Annotated in this window: 16 protein-coding genes and 1 pseudogene; 5 read left to right on the forward strand and 12 right to left on the reverse strand. The window is 34.0% G+C overall.

Annotated elements, in window-relative coordinates:
- Nucleotides 1-103: 103 nt before the first annotated feature.
- The 10 genes and pseudogenes from BST92_RS13585 to BST92_RS13630 form a co-directional block, all read right to left on the reverse strand.
- On the reverse strand, nucleotides 104-1,225 hold the full coding sequence (locus BST92_RS13585; RefSeq protein WP_105071948.1) for an MBL fold metallo-hydrolase: 1,122 nt from the start codon (nucleotides 1,223-1,225) through the stop codon (nucleotides 104-106).
- 34 nt (nucleotides 1,226-1,259) lie between these two features.
- On the reverse strand, nucleotides 1,260-1,745 hold the full coding sequence (locus BST92_RS13590; protein ID WP_245910945.1) for a hypothetical protein: 486 nt from the start codon (nucleotides 1,743-1,745) through the stop codon (nucleotides 1,260-1,262).
- A 48-nt stretch (nucleotides 1,746-1,793) separates the two neighbouring features.
- On the reverse strand, nucleotides 1,794-2,840 hold the full coding sequence (locus tag BST92_RS13595; RefSeq protein ID WP_105071950.1) for a glycosyltransferase family 9 protein: 1,047 nt from the start codon (nucleotides 2,838-2,840) through the stop codon (nucleotides 1,794-1,796).
- Nucleotides 2,841-2,926: 86 nt separating this feature from the next.
- A pseudogene (locus BST92_RS13600) lies at nucleotides 2,927-5,370 on the reverse strand (DUF5916 domain-containing protein).
- Between the two features lie 102 nt (nucleotides 5,371-5,472).
- Entirely contained in the window at nucleotides 5,473-6,360 is an 888-nt protein-coding gene (locus BST92_RS13605) for an EamA family transporter (protein WP_105071951.1), read from the reverse strand.
- The gene (locus BST92_RS13610) at nucleotides 6,360-7,907 is read right to left on the reverse strand and encodes an SDR family NAD(P)-dependent oxidoreductase (protein WP_105071952.1); all 1,548 of its coding nucleotides are present in this window, start codon (nucleotides 7,905-7,907) and stop codon (nucleotides 6,360-6,362) included. The genes BST92_RS13605 and BST92_RS13610 overlap by 1 nt, the downstream gene beginning before the upstream one ends.
- A 36-nt stretch (nucleotides 7,908-7,943) precedes the next feature.
- Nucleotides 7,944-8,399: a KTSC domain-containing protein gene (locus BST92_RS13615; RefSeq protein ID WP_105071953.1), complete on the reverse strand. Its 456-nt coding sequence runs from the start codon at nucleotides 8,397-8,399 to the stop codon at nucleotides 7,944-7,946.
- 62 nt (nucleotides 8,400-8,461) lie between these two features.
- Nucleotides 8,462-9,490 carry a hypothetical protein gene (locus BST92_RS13620; RefSeq protein ID WP_170061760.1) on the reverse strand — a complete coding sequence of 343 codons (1,029 nt, stop codon included), beginning with the start codon at nucleotides 9,488-9,490 and terminating at the stop codon, nucleotides 8,462-8,464.
- A gap of 25 nt (nucleotides 9,491-9,515) precedes the next feature.
- Entirely contained in the window at nucleotides 9,516-10,508 is a 993-nt protein-coding gene (gene lpxD / locus BST92_RS13625; protein ID WP_105071955.1) for a UDP-3-O-(3-hydroxymyristoyl)glucosamine N-acyltransferase, read from the reverse strand.
- 118 nt (nucleotides 10,509-10,626) lie between these two features.
- Nucleotides 10,627-11,670, reverse strand: coding sequence for an NAD(P)-dependent alcohol dehydrogenase (locus BST92_RS13630; protein WP_105071956.1), 1,044 nt, complete (start codon nucleotides 11,668-11,670; stop codon nucleotides 10,627-10,629).
- A 151-nt stretch (nucleotides 11,671-11,821) separates the two neighbouring features.
- On the opposite strand from BST92_RS13630, the gene BST92_RS13635 reads away from it, so the two are divergent.
- The 4 genes from BST92_RS13635 to BST92_RS14950 all read left to right on the forward strand — a co-directional run bounded on the left by BST92_RS13635 (nucleotide 11,822) and on the right by BST92_RS14950 (nucleotide 13,825).
- Nucleotides 11,822-12,736 (forward strand): septum formation inhibitor Maf, encoded by a 915-nt coding sequence (locus tag BST92_RS13635; RefSeq protein ID WP_105071957.1) that lies wholly within the window; start codon nucleotides 11,822-11,824, stop codon nucleotides 12,734-12,736.
- On the forward strand, nucleotides 12,733-13,287 hold the full coding sequence (locus BST92_RS13640; protein WP_105071958.1) for a mechanosensitive ion channel domain-containing protein: 555 nt from the start codon (nucleotides 12,733-12,735) through the stop codon (nucleotides 13,285-13,287). Before BST92_RS13635 ends, BST92_RS13640 begins: the two co-directional genes overlap by 4 nt.
- Nucleotides 13,265-13,459, forward strand: coding sequence for a hypothetical protein (locus BST92_RS13645; protein ID WP_105071959.1), 195 nt, complete (start codon nucleotides 13,265-13,267; stop codon nucleotides 13,457-13,459). The genes BST92_RS13640 and BST92_RS13645 overlap by 23 nt, the downstream gene beginning before the upstream one ends.
- Nucleotides 13,460-13,621: 162 nt before the next feature.
- A complete protein-coding gene (locus BST92_RS14950) occupies nucleotides 13,622-13,825 on the forward strand; it encodes a hypothetical protein (RefSeq protein ID WP_146105166.1) in 204 nt (67 codons plus the stop codon).
- Here BST92_RS14950 and BST92_RS13650 read toward each other — a convergent pair whose 3' ends face one another.
- Nucleotides 13,826-15,070 carry an FAD-dependent oxidoreductase gene (locus BST92_RS13650; protein ID WP_105071960.1) on the reverse strand — a complete coding sequence of 415 codons (1,245 nt, stop codon included), beginning with the start codon at nucleotides 15,068-15,070 and terminating at the stop codon, nucleotides 13,826-13,828.
- Between the two features lie 147 nt (nucleotides 15,071-15,217).
- Between BST92_RS13650 and BST92_RS13655 the strand changes: the two genes are divergently transcribed.
- A complete protein-coding gene (locus BST92_RS13655; protein WP_105071961.1) occupies nucleotides 15,218-15,508 on the forward strand; it encodes a DUF3817 domain-containing protein in 291 nt (96 codons plus the stop codon).
- On the opposite strand, the gene BST92_RS13660 is transcribed toward BST92_RS13655, so the two are convergent.
- Nucleotides 15,505-15,903 (reverse strand): acyl-CoA thioesterase, encoded by a 399-nt coding sequence (locus tag BST92_RS13660; protein ID WP_105071962.1) that lies wholly within the window; start codon nucleotides 15,901-15,903, stop codon nucleotides 15,505-15,507. The two genes, BST92_RS13655 and BST92_RS13660, sit on opposite strands and share 4 nt — an antisense overlap.
- Nucleotides 15,904-16,034: the final 131 nt, after the last annotated feature.

Here is a 16,034-nt window from a genome sequence, read left to right on the forward strand (position 1 = left end):
GACTATAATAAATGAATGAAATAATTTGATATTAAGAGGCTTGTTGCTTTATGCTTTCGCGAAAGCGTGCTTCAAACACTTCACAAGTCAATCAGATCAGAACTTACTCTTCTAGAAAATCCTTTTTCCACCATTTTCTAAACTCTCTAGGTGAGTCATTGAGGTGAATTACAGCACCTATTTGCGGCGTGATGACCGGTAAATTTAACGCATTACCAGCGGTGGTTACACGTTCTACTGGATCTCTCCAATCATGTAATGCAAGTTTAAATCCTGCCCAATGAATAGGCATAATAGCGCGAGCGTTGAGATCAACACCAGCCTGAGCAGTTTCTTCAGGCATCATATGAATGTCAGACCACATCTCGTTATACTGACCGCACTCCATTAATGCAAGATCAAATGGGCCGTATTTTTCTCCTATGCTTTTAAAATGTGTACTATAACCACTATCACCACTAAAAAAGAGGCTTTCGTCATTATTTTGAAGGATCCAGCTACTCCATAAGGTACTTTGCTCTGCTCCTATCTTTCTACCAGAAAAATGTTGCGCTGGTGTACAGATTAGTTGAAGATCACCTATAACGGTCTCTTGCCACCAGTCTAATTCTGTGATTGTATTTGCTTTAATTCCCCAAGCTTCTAAATGAACGCTAACACCTAAAGGCACATAATAATGAGAGACTTTTTCTTTTAATGCTTTTATAGAATCATAATCTAGATGATCATAATGATCGTGTGATATAATGACAGCATCAATGTCAGGTAAATCTTTAATTTCAATAGGCAAGTGACTATTAAATCTATTTGCACCTAACCATGGATGTGGAGCTGCTACTTTTCCAAACATAGGGTCTATCAAGATATGTTTACCATTCATTTTTAAATAAAACGCTGAATGTCCAAACCATATCAACTGAGTAGAATCTTGTTTTTTAATGTGCTCTAGATCTACCTTTATAACTTTTAAATCATTTAGTGGTGCACCGTTAGGAACCTTAGTAGTAAAGAACTTATAAGCGAGACCTAAAGTTTTACTTAAACCTAATTCTGCTGGTACGCTAGCATCAATATTTCTAAATTTTTGATCAGAATAGTTTGATGAAGATTGATATAAACGTTGTTTATCGTCATTTACATCACCTCCAAAAGTTGGATAATAATTGACAAATAAAAAATAGAATGCGACAAGTATGATTATGATAGTAAGTATGGTCCAAAGCATGCGTCGCAGTATTTTCTTAAGAGTTTTCAATGATTTAAATAAATAATAATACTAATGCTAACACCATACCTGCCGCCACATAATACATTCCCTTTTTAAATATAGATGTTCCTGGCATAAACATCCAAAAACTAGACAACACAAAGAATAAGAGTCCTAATCCAAAGGTGATGTTTAAGATGAATAAAGGTTGACTAGATTTTGCCTTATGTAAATGTGTCATTTTATCAAGTACATATGGCAATTCCATTTTTGTATAATTGACCGCACCGGTTACCTTATTATAATTCCCGTTTTTAAATAGAACTATGTCGCCATCTACTTTCTCTATTTTTAACCGTTTATCTCCTATGGCCTGCCCTAATGCTTTTTCATTGAGTTGTGCATTAACTGTTTTAGAATAAGAAACCTCTCGTTTCATCACATCACTATCTCTAAAAATTAATACGATACCACTTATTGCATATATAGCCATTATTCCAGCTAGGAAAAACCCTAAATAGCGGTGAAATATTCTCATTTTAAGCGATGTAGCACTTGGTCTTGCCATAATATTTACTGTTTAAGTTTATTTAATAACGCCATCTACGGCATTAATGATTTCATCATAGGTTAAATCACAGGTGAATAAAGAGAAACTTTTGCCATTAAAAGGTTCATAAACATGACGATTTGTTCTTGAAAATAAGCCTACAACCGGTGCTCCAGATGCACTAGCTAGATGCATGATACCACAGTCAGCACCTATCCAAACATCTGTATGTGATATAAATGCAGCGATTTCTCTAATATCTTTACTGTAGTATGAAGGCGCAGTAAAATCGATTTGAGATACGTTCTCATAGGGTAATATCTCAACAATATGATAATCAGGATATTCTAGTTGTAGTCTTTTATAAAAAGGAATCCACCAGTCTGGCTTATAACACTTATCACCAGTAGCAAAAGTGAAAATGGAGATGGTTTTTTTAGACTCATCTGCAATTTCACGTAATTTTTGAAGTCCGCGCTGTGACTCTTCATCGGTAAGCTTAAGACTCAAGTTAGGTACCGGTATATCTTTTTCAGGAAAACCTAATTGAGACATGTAGTTTCTAAAAGCATAGACCTGTTCTTTTGCGATGTGTTTTCCATCATCATACTGTGTACTGAAATCTTGACCTTCTTCTCCAAAGACTTTATACTTAGCATATGCCATTTGTGTATACAAACGTCCAGAAGAGGAACCTATCACAGCATTTATAGCAAAATCATACTTATATTTTCGTACTGAAGACGCTCTTTTAATATAGTCTTTTAAATTTTTAAAAGGCTTTTTGGGAAGTCTTATGATTTGATCTACCTCTTTATAATTGTCAAATATTATAGGACCTAAGAATCCTTGAACAATTAAGTCAATCTTTGCGTTAGGAAAAGTACGTATGACTTCTTGTACTAATGGAGTTATTAAAATAAGATTGCCCAATCTATGATTAGTGCGTACGATTAATACTCTTTTAACATCATTAAGATCTTTTAAATCACCTGGTACAGGTTCGTGTCTCTTCCCTAACTTTCTCGTTAGAGATTTCATGATTTTCCTGCGATAATTATTGACTTTTTTAGAAGATGCCATTGTTTTTTTTCAAACCGAAGGCAAAAGTAAGCAACAACAACCAAAGTGATGAGTGAAATACTTTATTTTAATGAGCTTATAATCTTTTAATTACTAAATACTTCGTTTTTATTTTTACCTCTTAACATGGTTGGTATACGATTATAATCTATAAAATATTGTAGTTTAATAGACACAGTCTGATTGAGAGATTGATCTAGTAAATTGCCTATACTACGATTGTAACTAACTTGTGATTGATTATCAAAATTAAAAAGTTGGTTACGATATAATGCTGTTAAGAAACTACCAGGTGCAACCTGCCATGAATAACTCAAATCAAAATTCCACGTACTGAAATTAATGCTAGGGTTATCTGGTATATTATTGACCGTATAATTTGATTGATTTACTCTTCCATTATCCTGTAGAATAAATAAATTCCTATTATAATCTACTGTTCCCCAATAGTTTCTCAATGTTAAAGATAAAGTATGATACGGATTAAAATTAAAATTAGCATTAAGTGTTTGCTCGATTTCAATACGCTGTCTATCTCCCATAATGACGTCATCATTAACTTGTGTAACATAACCTCGATCACCATTATAAAACTCTCTATCAATAAAATAGGATATTACAAATCTATCGTTGAATCTGATACGTGGACCGAATCCAAACCAATAATTCACATAATCACGTCCTGACTCTAGCAAGGTCTCTATACCAAAATATGCGCTTATAGCAATTTTTTATTATCATTTGAATTGAACCAGCTATTCATGTTGATACCATTTTCTGTTATAAAATAAGCACCTTCTTTACGTGGTTCAAAATAATCATATTGTTTGCCTGGTTGTAAATTTAGATTAGCCCCATAATTATTTAAGGTTGTTGTATTTCCAGAAAATTCAGCACCTAATCTCAAACCTGTAAACACATTAGGATTTGCTAAACGCGTGTAGTCTATATAAGTTCCCACATAAATATTATTCCATTTACCAGTAGGTTCAAATGTTCGATAGGAGTAATTAACGCCAAAATCATTACGATTGTTTCTAAATTGTAAACCTAAATCATTAATATCAAATCGGGTATCAATGTAAGTATGGTCAAAATTATATCTGTGTTTTCCGGCAATGGTTTGTGCTCTAAAAAAACTACTAAATCCAGTACTATTGCCTTCTTCTAAGTTAAGTTGACTCATCTTAATTTGACCTTGCAAGTTATAGGTATTGCGTTTATTTATAATATTAGCGAGTACCGCTGTAACATTTGCATCTCTAAAACCACCATTTCTAGTCGTATTAGTGTTGATAATTCCGATACTAGAATTTTTATTAAATTGTTGATCGGCAACTATGATATTATAATTAGTAAAAGGCTCTACTAATTCTTCTCTACGATCACCTGTAATCGTATTTTCTACCGTTGCATATGTCTTTTCTGTGATGCTATTAAAAAAACCTAGACCTAAACCTTTTTTAGTTCTACCAGAAACTTTGATTGCATTTAATACTTTACTCGTTCGAGGATATTCTATTAACTCTTCATTACTAGATAAATTTACATCGCCAGTCGGTGCGTTACCTACACGCCTAGAAAAAAATAGATTCCCTTTACTAAAAAGGTCCAGACCTTCTGTAAAGAACTGTCGTTGCTCAGAAAAAGTTTGCTCAAATGGACCTAGATTTAAACTTACATCATCAAAACCTGCCTGACTGAAATCTGGTATCAAAGTAGCGTCTAGGGTAAAGTTTTCTGTGATTCCATATTTTAAGTCCATTCCGGCGTTGAAATTAGTCTCTGCAACTCCTTCAAAAATTTGGGTAACACCAGATACAAATGGATAAAAAGCTAACCTTACTGGCGGATCTATATCGCTTAAACCTGTTAATTGCCCATGATACAAGCCTATATTTCCCTTTGTAACATCTAATTCATTCCAGGTATATTGCGCTTCGGTCCTTTTAAACCTGCGATGAAATTGAATTCCCCAAGTATCCAAATTTTTATTATCAAATCTTAAGCATCGATATGGGATTTTCATTTCAAGAGACCAACCATCTGCCTGCATTTTTACAGCGCTATCCCATACTGCATTCCAGCTAAAATCTTCACCAATGGTAGGATTAGCAACAGCATCTGCCTGCGTACCAGATGCAAACACAAAAAACTCAGTGTCGTTTTGGGCATCATTATTTGGATTAATCACTAGTCCAAAAAAATCTGAAAAAGCAAAATTATCTCTACTAGAAAATTGGGTAGCAATTAAATCAGGATCATCATATAAATAAGCCGCTAGATATATGGCGTCATCATCATATGTCATTTTAACAACAGTACGATTGTATAAAGAATCACGCACGCCTGGTGTAGGCCTGAACTGTGTAAATCCTGTCGCTTCTTGCGCATTTTGCCAGCTAGCGTCATTTAAATCTCCATCAATTTTAGGAGTATTTAATGTACGTTTTATAACTAGTGTTTTTTTGTCTTGTCCTAATGAAGAAATAAAAAATAATAGGCAAAGTATTGAAAGAGTGAGTTTCATGAATCTTGGTTAGTGATTTCCTCAAAGACCCAAGTAATTTTCAATTGTTACAGTTGTGTTATTTCGCTTTCGCGAAAGCGTCAATAAACCATCTATTTTAAACTATCTCACCTTACGACTATTAATAAAATAAACGCCAGTAAGCATGATCGCAGCAGCAGCCATAGATTGAATGGTAATAGTCTCATTGAGAAAATACCATCCTAGTAATAGTGCTATTATAGGATTTACATATGAAGAAGTGGCGACTTTTTCTGTGCTCACTACTTTAAGTAAATAATTAAACGCTGTAAAAGCCGCTATACTGCCGAATAGAATGAGACATAGTATAGAAATTTGTGTATTGACTTGCCAACTCATAGGTCCTGACCAACTTTCATCAAAAGCCCAACTACCTATAGCTAGAATAGCGCCGGCACTTAACATTTGATATCCGGTGGTGATAAAGAAATTAGAAGGTGTGTCTGCTTTTGCTACAAATAAACTACCAGCACTCCAACTTATAATACAAGTCATGATCATAAGTATACCTATCCAACTGTCTTCTTGCATTTGTAAACCTTTCTGGCTAACTAACAAATACATACCTATAAGACCTAACAAAACGCCTACTATAGATTTGATTTTTAACGCCTTGCGTTGCACAAAGCGCATCATCAATAATAGGACTAATGGCTGTAGAGATGCTAATAGTGAGGCAAAACCGCTATCCACATATTTTAGCGCCCATACAAAGACACCATTACCATAAGCCAAAAACAAAAAACCTGCTAATACTGTATTGAGAAATTGCTTTTTTGTTATCGTAAGCTTTTTACCAGAAGCAATAGCAATGATAAATATAATGGCACTAGCTGTAGTAAACCTTATAGAGGCTAACATAAACGGAGGAAGTTCTGTCACCGCCATTTTATTCCACAAATAAGTAGAACCCCAAAAGACGTAAACTGCAAAAAATGATAAAATGATTAAAGCCGGTTTCTTTTCCATTACCAGCTTATAGGTCTGTAATCTTTAAGAAACTTACCACACCAGTGTTTTCCTGTATTTATACCGTCAAATAAAGGATCTAATACACGTGCTGCTCCATCTACAATATCGAGTGGTGGTTGAAAATCGTGTAATTCTTGTTTACGTTTTGATAGCTCTGCAGGATCTTCATCAGTCACCCATCCAGTATCAACGGCGTTCATATATATTCCATCTTTTGCAAGTGTACCTGCAGATGTATGTGTTAACATATTTAAAGCTGCCTTGGCCATATTAGTATGTGGATGACGATCTTCTTTAAAGAAAGTATGAAACTTGCCTTCCATCGCACTTACATTAATAATATGCTTTTTACCGGTGTTTTCTTTCTTCATTACCTCTGCCAGGCGGTTACATAGTACAAAAGGTGCGACAGAATTTACTAACTGAACTTCAATCATTTCAGTAGTTTCTATTTCTCCTAATTTTAATCTCCAGCTATTGGTTTTTCTTAAATCAACTTGCTGTAAATCTGCATCGAGTTGTCCTTCTGGAAATACTTCAGGAGCACTTAAGGCTTTATCAAAACTGTAAGGAATTTGTGAAAGTTGAGCACTGGCTCTCAAACCAATTCCTGGCTCTGGTCCATGCCATGTAACTGGCATATTTTTATTTGATGAGGCTGCTGGAGAAAGAGCTTTGATTTCTGCAAGACACTCTTGATGATCCTTAAGTAATTCTTGAGCATACGGTGGTAACTCACTGTAGTCGAGGTTTTCATTAGGCATTAGGTGTGCATAAAAACCAGAAGGTCTACGTACCGTTTGTGCTGCGTTATTGATAAGAATATCTAACTTTTCATAACGCTGTTCTATAAAGTTACAAAAGATTTCTACACTAGGAATATGCCTTAAATCTAAACCATGAATTTTCAAATTATGAGCCCAATCATTATAATCAGGCTCTTTTGAAAAACGCAGAGCACTGTCTGCTGGGAAACGTGTTGTTGCTATGACTGTAGCACCACCACGTAATAACATTAAAGATATATGGTAGCCTATTTTTAATCTTGAGCCAGTAATTAAAGCAACCTGACCTTTTACGTCAGCGGTTTGAAAACGTTTTGCATAATTAAAATCACCACAATCAGTACACATCTGATCATAAAAATGATGCAGTTTAGTAAACAAGGTTTTACAGACATAACAATTTCTAGGTGTACTCAATTCACCTGGATCTTTCTGTTCTAATTCTTGTTGTAATAAAATTTGTGGTGCTACAAAAACACTTGCTTCTCTCGCACTACGTATACCTGTTTCTTTACGAGCATGTTTATCTCTAGTGGCTTGCTTACGTTTTGCTGCCTTTACAGCATCTTTCTTGCGTCTTTTATATTCATCGCGACTAGGTCTAGAGAGCAATCCTGCTTGTTTGATCAGTTCGATACGTCTCTCCATAGGTATCTCAAAAATCTCATTTGTATCAGTATTTAATCTATTAAGAATGTCAATACATTGCTGTATCTCTTCTGGAGATAAAGGCTGTTGAGATGATTTAGATTCTGCCATGGTTAGAACTAATAAAACAAAATATAAAAGAAATGATTATGCTTGATCTTGGTCTTGATCCTTTTTAGACTTGCGATAAAGATAATTACTAAAAATGTTACGTTTACCAAATCTGTAACGGTTATCTGCATTTACTAACTTACGGAAAACAGGTTTTTGAACACCAAAGTATTCATAAGTTGATCCATCTGTAAAGGTAACTTCAAGAACCTGACCTTTATGATCAAAGTCTTCAATTCCTGTATTAGTAATAGTTTCAGTATAGGCTTCAAGATTTGCTTCCTTAGTTTCTGGTGCGATACTAACTAGAAAATGGTATCCATCAATTATTTGACGGCTCATCACCTCTGCCTCTTCCTTCTTATCATCTCCATCCTGAAATTTATCTGGATGCCATTCTTTTACAAGATTACGGTAACTTTTCTTAAGTTCTTTAAGGTCAATGGTTTTTTCAACATTGAACATCTTCTTGTACTGATTAATACGCTTCATTTTCGACTTTTTTATAGCGCGCAAAAGTAGTCTATTCTGTAACGATATGAACGTTAAATATGTTAGGCTTTCTTATTATTTAAAACTTCTTGTGGATCCAGCTGTAGTTTTTTAGGTTTAATGACAAATGGAGTGAACCAGTCCCAGGTTACACCTATTGTAAACCTCGGGAAATTATCTAAGAATCGATAATTGTAATTATCTCTACCGAAAGAAAATTTTGTGAAAAAACCTAAATCATTATCCCATGGATATAAAATTCCGGTAGTAACTGATCGATAAGGAACGCTAGATGGATGAGAACCTATGGTATAATCAAACTGCTGACTTAATGTAAAACGCATTTTCTTAAGATGGGAAGTGTATTCATATCCTAATTCAAATTGATGTCTACCATATATGTCAATATCTTGAGGATTATAACCTCCAAAATCAATTAATCCCATAAACTTATTATGATACAATTGATAGGTCGCAGTCAAAGAATGTATTTTCTGTGGGATGTTGTTTTCATTAAACGTATTCAATCTATAATTAAAACTAAATCGAGTTAAGTTAGTAGAGAAATTACCTGTGCTTCTATTAAGTAATGCAGCGAGATCAGTATCATCAGTAATACTATCATAGATAGCTATACTTTCTTCAGAATTATCGTCAAACTCAGTACTGAAAGCACTGCCTGCCTGACCATTACTGAAATGGCCTGTTTCTATAGCTGCTGTTAAAAAATTATCATCGTCTGTTTTGATAATTCGTTGCCAGCCTATCAATACCTTATAGCTAGGTGTTTTTACTGGTTTAGAATCTTCATTATATATTCTAAAATGAGGCTGAAATGATAAGTAAACGGCATCGCCGCTTGTAATAATATTTTGATTTAAAGAACGGCGCATGTCATTGTAAAAGCCATAGTAAACAACAGGCGTTGCTTCAAGAAGAATCTGTTCATAAGGGTTGTTTCCTAGACCTATTGAGGCCTCAGGTCTAACAGAAATAGGATAATAATCTTTAAATCCTTTCAATTTATCTGTTTGTGCATTTGAGACACTTACATATAATAGTAATAACAATAACTTCACAAACTGATTCATGGTCAAATAGTAATATTAAAACACATTATTGTTTAGCAAGCTTGCGCAATGCAACCCATTGTTTAAGCATTTCTCGAGAATCAGTAGCTGGATAACCTAGTACTGTTTTACCAGCAGCCACATTATTCATTACACCACTACCTGCTCCTACTGTAGCACCAGACTCGATGGTGGTGTGATCTTTAATAGAAGCACTACCACCTATAATAACACCATCACCTAAAGTTACAGAACCTGCAAGACCACTATGTCCAGCCATGATACAACATCTACCTAGTATACAATTGTGTGCAATTTGGACCAGGTTATCTATTTTACAACCGTCACCTATAATCGTTGAATTAAACTTAGCTCTATCTACACAAGAATTTGCACCTATTTCTACACCATTCCCTATTATCACATTACCTATGTGCGGAATTTTAACCAGTCCACGACCATCATCTGCTGGACGATAGCCAAAACCGTCTGCACCAATACTTACATTATTGTGAAATATACATTGTGCACCTATTTGTGAGCGTTCTCTTATAACTGTTCCAGACCATGCAACGGTTTGCGGTCCTATAATAGTATCATCAAATACACTTACATTGTGATACAGGACAACACCATCACCTAACTTCACATTTTTACCTATGTAGCAATGTGCACCTATTTGAACTCCTTTACCTATACTTGCTGTTTCATGTATGACAGCGGTAGGGTGAATATCTGTATCAAAAACAGGTGTAGGCGGTAAAAATGCCTCTAACATATTTGCCATCGCTAGATCTGCGTTTTTTACTTTGATCAAGCATCGATTATCACCAGGTGCTAATTCTATGTTTTCACTAATTATCGCTATGGATGCCTTAGAATCTGCCCAGAATTTTGCATACTTTTTATTCCCAATAAAGGTCAAATCAGTTTTAGACGCTTTTCTTATTTCTTCTATTCCTGTAATTTTTTGGGTAGTAGAACCTATAAGGGCTCCTTCTAACACATCACAAATCTGTTGAGCAGTAAATGAATTCATTAATATTTATATAGTTGATTGGTAAAACTAACCTTTAACAAGCATAAAAAAAAACTCAGCACCATAGATGCTGAGTTTTTAAAGATTATCGTTAATACGCTTTCGCGAAAGCGAGAAACTACAATGTCTCCATATCAATAACAAAACGATACTTTACATCGTTTTTCTGAACGCGTTCAAAGGCGTTATTAATATCTTGCATATCAATCATTTCTATATCTGATGTGATGTTGTGTTCTCCACAAAAATCTAACATTTCTTGAGTCTCCTTAATTCCTCCTATTAATGATCCTGCTAATTTTTTTCTTCTCAAAATAAGATTTGCACCATGTACATTTTCCAACGGTTCAATAGCACCTACTAGACACATCGTACAATCTCTTTTTAGCAAGGCTAGATATGGATTAACATCATGGCCTACCGGTATGGTGTTAAGAATAAAATCAAAAGAATCATTGTGCTCTTTCATTTGATTTTCATCTTTTGAAATAATTACTTGATTAGCTCCTAGTCTTTTGGCATCCTTTGCTTTTTCTTCACTCGTGGTAATCATTACTGTTTCTGCTCCCATTGCAGCAGCAAATTTGATTCCCATGTGTCCTAGTCCACCTAAACCTACGATTCCTACTTTATCACCTTTCTTTACATTCCAGTGTTTTAATGGCGAGTAAGTTGTTATACCTGCACATAAAAGAGGTGCTACCGCTTTGGTATCAAGATTAGTAGGTACTTTAAGGACAAACTCTTCTCTCACGACAATTACTTTTGAATATCCACCTAGAGTATGACCACCTAAATGTGGATCTTTACTGTTATAAGTACTGGTAGAACCATTCTCACACCACATTTCTTGATCTTCTTTACAAGCACTGCACTCTTGACAAGAATCTACCATACAACCTACTCCTACTAGGTCACCAACTTGATATTTTGATACATTACTACCTATGGCTGTTACCTTACCTATGATCTCGTGACCAGGTACGATAGGATATTTTGCATTTCCCCAGTCATTAAGTTTTGCATGTATATCACTATGACATACACCGCAATACATAATGTCAATAGATACATCATTGTCTAGTAGATCACGTCTGTTGATATTCATTTCTTTTAAAGGCGCATCCTTATCTTGTGCACCATATGCTTTTACTTCTTTCATAGTCTTTATTTGTAGATACAAAATTTAGAAAATTAATTGATTATAGGTACTAGAGAAATCATAAAGTATCTCAATAATTAATAAAATAGTTAACGGCATTTTAAATGAGTAATAAGTGACAAACAGTATCTTTACTACAAGATTATAAATTATGCACAAATTACTTTACATCGCTTTAGCCGTATTAATAACATCCTGTAATTCAAACACATCAACTAAAAGTACAACTACTGATATAAACAGTAAACGTATGGAATCACTTGAAGACCTGACATTAAATCAAGAGTTTAAAGATTACTGGTATAATGGTAAAGCAGAGATTTCTAGTTATGAATTGTCTCAATCTAGATATGGGGAAATGCGTGATGGAAAATCAGTGATGATTTTTGTAACAGAACCATTTAATATCATAGACGAAGTTAAAGCAGACAACCCGTCTGAAGATAATAGGCCAGTGATGAAACTTAATGTAACTAGAGATTTTAATACAGGCATCTATCCCTACTCTATTATGAGTAGCACCTTTTTACCTTTAGATAAAAAGGATAATGCAATTAAAATATCTTCTAGTATTCAAGAATGGTGCGGACATACTTATATGCAATTGAATCAATATGATAAGGTATATGATGTTAGTTTATTTTCTTATTTTCAGTCTGAGCAGGAAGATTATTTTGAAGTTGAACAGGTTATGACTGAAAATCAAATTCCTATACAACTAAGGATAGATCCCACCGCGATGCCTATTGGTGATCTAAAATTAATTCCCAGTCTAGAATATTTAAGGTTAAAACATGTGGAGACTAAAGCTTACGACGCAACCGCTAACTTTAGAGAGATTGAGGATGGTTATTTATATAGTGTTAGATATAAAGAGTTAGACCGTATTATAGCTTTTAAAACACAAAAAGAAGCACCATATAAAATTCTATCCTGGATGGAGCGTTATAATGATAATGGTCAACCAGCAGTTTCTACTGGGACTTTAATTAAAACCTTAAATACTGCTTACTGGTCGCAAAAAGGCAGTGAATATGAGGTGCTAAGAGATAGTTTACAATTATGATCGATTTTTTAACGAGAACTGAAGTAATATTTACCATAGTCATTTTAATTCTGACCATAGGTATACATCGGTTTGTAACTTGGAGTGCTGCAAAACTTTCTAAAGATCTTAATAGATCAAAATTGAGACGTCAATATATTAATAGATATGTAGGCTATTTACTATGGACCCTATCTACCATCACGATTATTTTTGTTTGGGGAATTTCTAAAGATGGTTTTTGGACAGCACTTGCTTCTACATTTGCAGTTATAGGTGTTGCGTTGTTTGCAAACTGGAGTATTTTAAGTAACCTAACCTCTAGTTTTATACTATATTTTGCCTTTCCTTTTAAAATCGGTGATCGTATTAGAATACATGATAAAGATTTACCGGTAACCGCTGTGATAGAAGACATTAAAGGTTTTTATACTGTACTTAAAACTAATGATGGTGAGACTATCACTTACCCTAATAACCTACTAATGCAAAAAGGTGTCAGCATTTTAGGAAGTAAAAAAGAATCTGTTTTTGATATTAATCATGAAGATGCTGATCCTACAGCAAGATAGTCAAATTGTGATGGATTATATTTTTAACATTGTAGGTTCTTTAGTAATTGCAAGTGGATTAGCTTATATCCTATATAGCAACTTCATAAAAGATCATTCTAAAAATCAAATGACGTCAAATGAAACCGTAAGCACATTTGATTTATTAACTCAAATAAAAGAATTAAGATAATACTTTATTCATATATTAGATGAAGATAGTGGTATTAATAGAAGTACGGTAAAAGAGTTTGGAAAAGATTATGTTCAAAATGCTATATAGTCAAGAAATAATTTGAAGTCACGTCCTATTTATTGTTAGGCTTCTAGTAAAGATTTTATCAATAAATCAGATGTGAGAAGTATCGAGCCTAATTATTCTCTATTAATTAAAAATGGATTTTTTAAAGACCTAAAATATAAATCCAACTACTCTAAGGAATACAATCGAAATCAAATTACAACTGATCAAATTGTTGAAGAGCTATTCAGTATCATGGAAAAAGTATATCATACTGATTTTTCTAAATCAATAATTATAGAAGTAAGACATTTCTAATTATACAAAAATGCCATTCTCTATATTACTGATTACCGCTTGCGCTGCAGCCTTACCATTCAACATCGCTGCATTTAACGATCCATTACTCAATTGATCACCAGCTAAGAAGATGTTTTGAGTAAGTTGAGTTTCTGTAGGGTTCATAGCATATTGAATGCTATCAAAAGTAGGCAATGCCTTTTTAATTTCCATCATTTTAATCAAGTCGCCAGCCTTAATATTTGCTTGTTCAATAAGCTCTTTACGAACACGTTCCTCAAGTTGATCTTTTGTCAGATTGTGTTTTGCAACTACACTTACACTTATTACTTTAGGATGATTTTCAAAAACATCATTTAAAAAATGAAAATTGTTACTCAAACAATCCTCGCCAGCTATTAAACCTATGATAGGTTGGTCAAAACCATGCTCATCAGTATCATAATATAAAGTTTGTACACTGTGCCACTCTTTACCAGACTCAGGTAGGTTAGGAACTAAAACATCTGCAGGTGTAGCGATGACCGTATAATCACTATGAAGTATTTCACCATTTTCTAGATAAATCTTATCTGCAATGACCTCTTTAACGGTGGTATTTAATTTAATTTGTCCGTCTAGTTGACCAGCCATTTGTTCTGGTATAGCTTTTATTCCTGCGGCAGGAATAGTTGCATTTCCTTCACTGAACATTTTAAACACAAACTCAAACATTCGACTACTTGTTTGTAATTCAGTTTCTAAGAAAATCCCTGTGTAAAAAGGCTTAAAAAAGCAGTCAATCATCTTTTTAGAAAAACCATAATCAAGGAGATAATCTAAAGTGGTTTTCTCTGGACTATTAAATATATCTATTAGATTTTTCTGTTTTAGCTTTCGCGAAAGCTTAAAAACTTTCCATTTATCACTCACACTACCTACACCAGCGATAAGTGTACTCCATGCAAAGCTCATATCACGCTGTGCGTCACCTATAAGGTGTTTTTTACCATCAATAAAAACAATGGATGCAGGAGAGAATTTTACTAGATTTAATGAATCTAGATTTAGAAATTCCTTTGCCGCTGGATACTCATCTAGCAATACTTGAAAACCATGATCTAGCTTCATTGAGCCATTCATAGTGGTTTTAACACGACCACCTACTGTAGTAGACTGTTCTAATATGTGAGCATTATATCCAGCTTTTTTTAAAGTAATAGCAGCAGCTAATCCGCTGACACCAGCACCTATAATATGAATTTTCACGTCTTTACTAGTCATTAAATTTTATTGAATTGACAAAGATAATAGCGCAGCTCCATCTACTTCTATTTTAACAAATATTTTACCAACAATACAGGCTTTTAAAATCATAATAAGCAGTATAAAAATTGATAGCGCTTATCTTTGCATCTATAATTAACTGCTATGAACAAGTTTTTCAAATACCTAGCCATTACCGAAGGATATTCTTTCTTATTAATCCTTTTTGTTACTATGCCATTGAAATACCTAGCAGAAATGCCTTTACCTAATAAGATAGTAGGTATGGCGCATGGTGTCCTTTTTCTATCCTATATCGTTGTTGCTATTATAGTTGGACAGTTAAACAAATGGAGTTTTAAAACTTTACTCATTGTGCTAGTCATGTCCGTAGTTCCTTTTGGCACTTTCTGGATGGAAGAAAAGTACCTGAATGATGATCATATAAAGGCTTAAAAGCCTTTCTTTTTCATCCGGTCAGATTGATATTCAACTTCTGTCTTTCCATGTGCTAGAGGCTTACCTTCTTCATCTAGATTGACTAAAATAATATTTTCGATTGTAATTATCGTTTCATAAGTCATCTTGTTACGTACCTCGCATTTCAGGTCTATAGATGATGTACCAAATTTATTGACCTCTAATCCTATCTCAACAATGTCACCAGGTTTTGCACTGGCTCTAAAGTTGATCTCACTCATATATTTTGTTACAACTTTTTGATTCTCGATTTGGATAATAGCATAGAGTGCGGCTTCTTCATCAATCCATTCCAGTAATCGTCCACCAAATAAGGTTCCATTAGGGTTTAAATCTTCAGGTTTAATCCATTTTCTAGTGTGAAAATTCATAGTTTTTAATTTACTATAAAGATAGTTTAAACATAGTTTACGAGATTCTATAATAGATATTCAAAATCAATAATTCAATAAGAAAAACTGACTAAAAATTAGCATTCGGTGCTATTTAAAAGATTCTATTA

The organism is Nonlabens arenilitoris, from assembly GCF_002954765.1.
Lineage (GTDB): Bacteria > Bacteroidota > Bacteroidia > Flavobacteriales > Flavobacteriaceae > Nonlabens > Nonlabens arenilitoris.

Coding starts and splice junctions, on each gene's coding strand:
- BST92_RS13585 (WP_105071948.1), bottom strand. CDS start 1,225: ATGCTTTGGACCATACTTACTATCATAATCATACTTGTCGCATTCTAT.
- BST92_RS13590 (WP_245910945.1), bottom strand. CDS start 1,745: ATGAGAATATTTCACCGCTATTTAGGGTTTTTCCTAGCTGGAATAATG.
- BST92_RS13595 (WP_105071950.1), bottom strand. CDS start 2,840: ATGGCATCTTCTAAAAAAGTCAATAATTATCGCAGGAAAATCATGAAA.
- BST92_RS13605 (WP_105071951.1), bottom strand. CDS start 6,360: ATGGAAAAGAAACCGGCTTTAATCATTTTATCATTTTTTGCAGTTTAC.
- BST92_RS13610 (WP_105071952.1), bottom strand. CDS start 7,907: ATGGCAGAATCTAAATCATCTCAACAGCCTTTATCTCCAGAAGAGATA.
- BST92_RS13615 (WP_105071953.1), bottom strand. CDS start 8,399: ATGAAGCGTATTAATCAGTACAAGAAGATGTTCAATGTTGAAAAAACC.
- BST92_RS13620 (WP_170061760.1), bottom strand. CDS start 9,490: ATGAATCAGTTTGTGAAGTTATTGTTATTACTATTATATGTAAGTGTC.
- lpxD (WP_105071955.1), bottom strand. CDS start 10,508: ATGAATTCATTTACTGCTCAACAGATTTGTGATGTGTTAGAAGGAGCC.
- BST92_RS13630 (WP_105071956.1), bottom strand. CDS start 11,670: ATGAAAGAAGTAAAAGCATATGGTGCACAAGATAAGGATGCGCCTTTA.
- BST92_RS13635 (WP_105071957.1), top strand. CDS start 11,822: ATGCACAAATTACTTTACATCGCTTTAGCCGTATTAATAACATCCTGT.
- BST92_RS13640 (WP_105071958.1), top strand. CDS start 12,733: ATGATCGATTTTTTAACGAGAACTGAAGTAATATTTACCATAGTCATT.
- BST92_RS13645 (WP_105071959.1), top strand. CDS start 13,265: ATGCTGATCCTACAGCAAGATAGTCAAATTGTGATGGATTATATTTTT.
- BST92_RS13650 (WP_105071960.1), bottom strand. CDS start 15,070: ATGACTAGTAAAGACGTGAAAATTCATATTATAGGTGCTGGTGTCAGC.
- BST92_RS13655 (WP_105071961.1), top strand. CDS start 15,218: ATGAACAAGTTTTTCAAATACCTAGCCATTACCGAAGGATATTCTTTC.
- BST92_RS13660 (WP_105071962.1), bottom strand. CDS start 15,903: ATGAATTTTCACACTAGAAAATGGATTAAACCTGAAGATTTAAACCCT.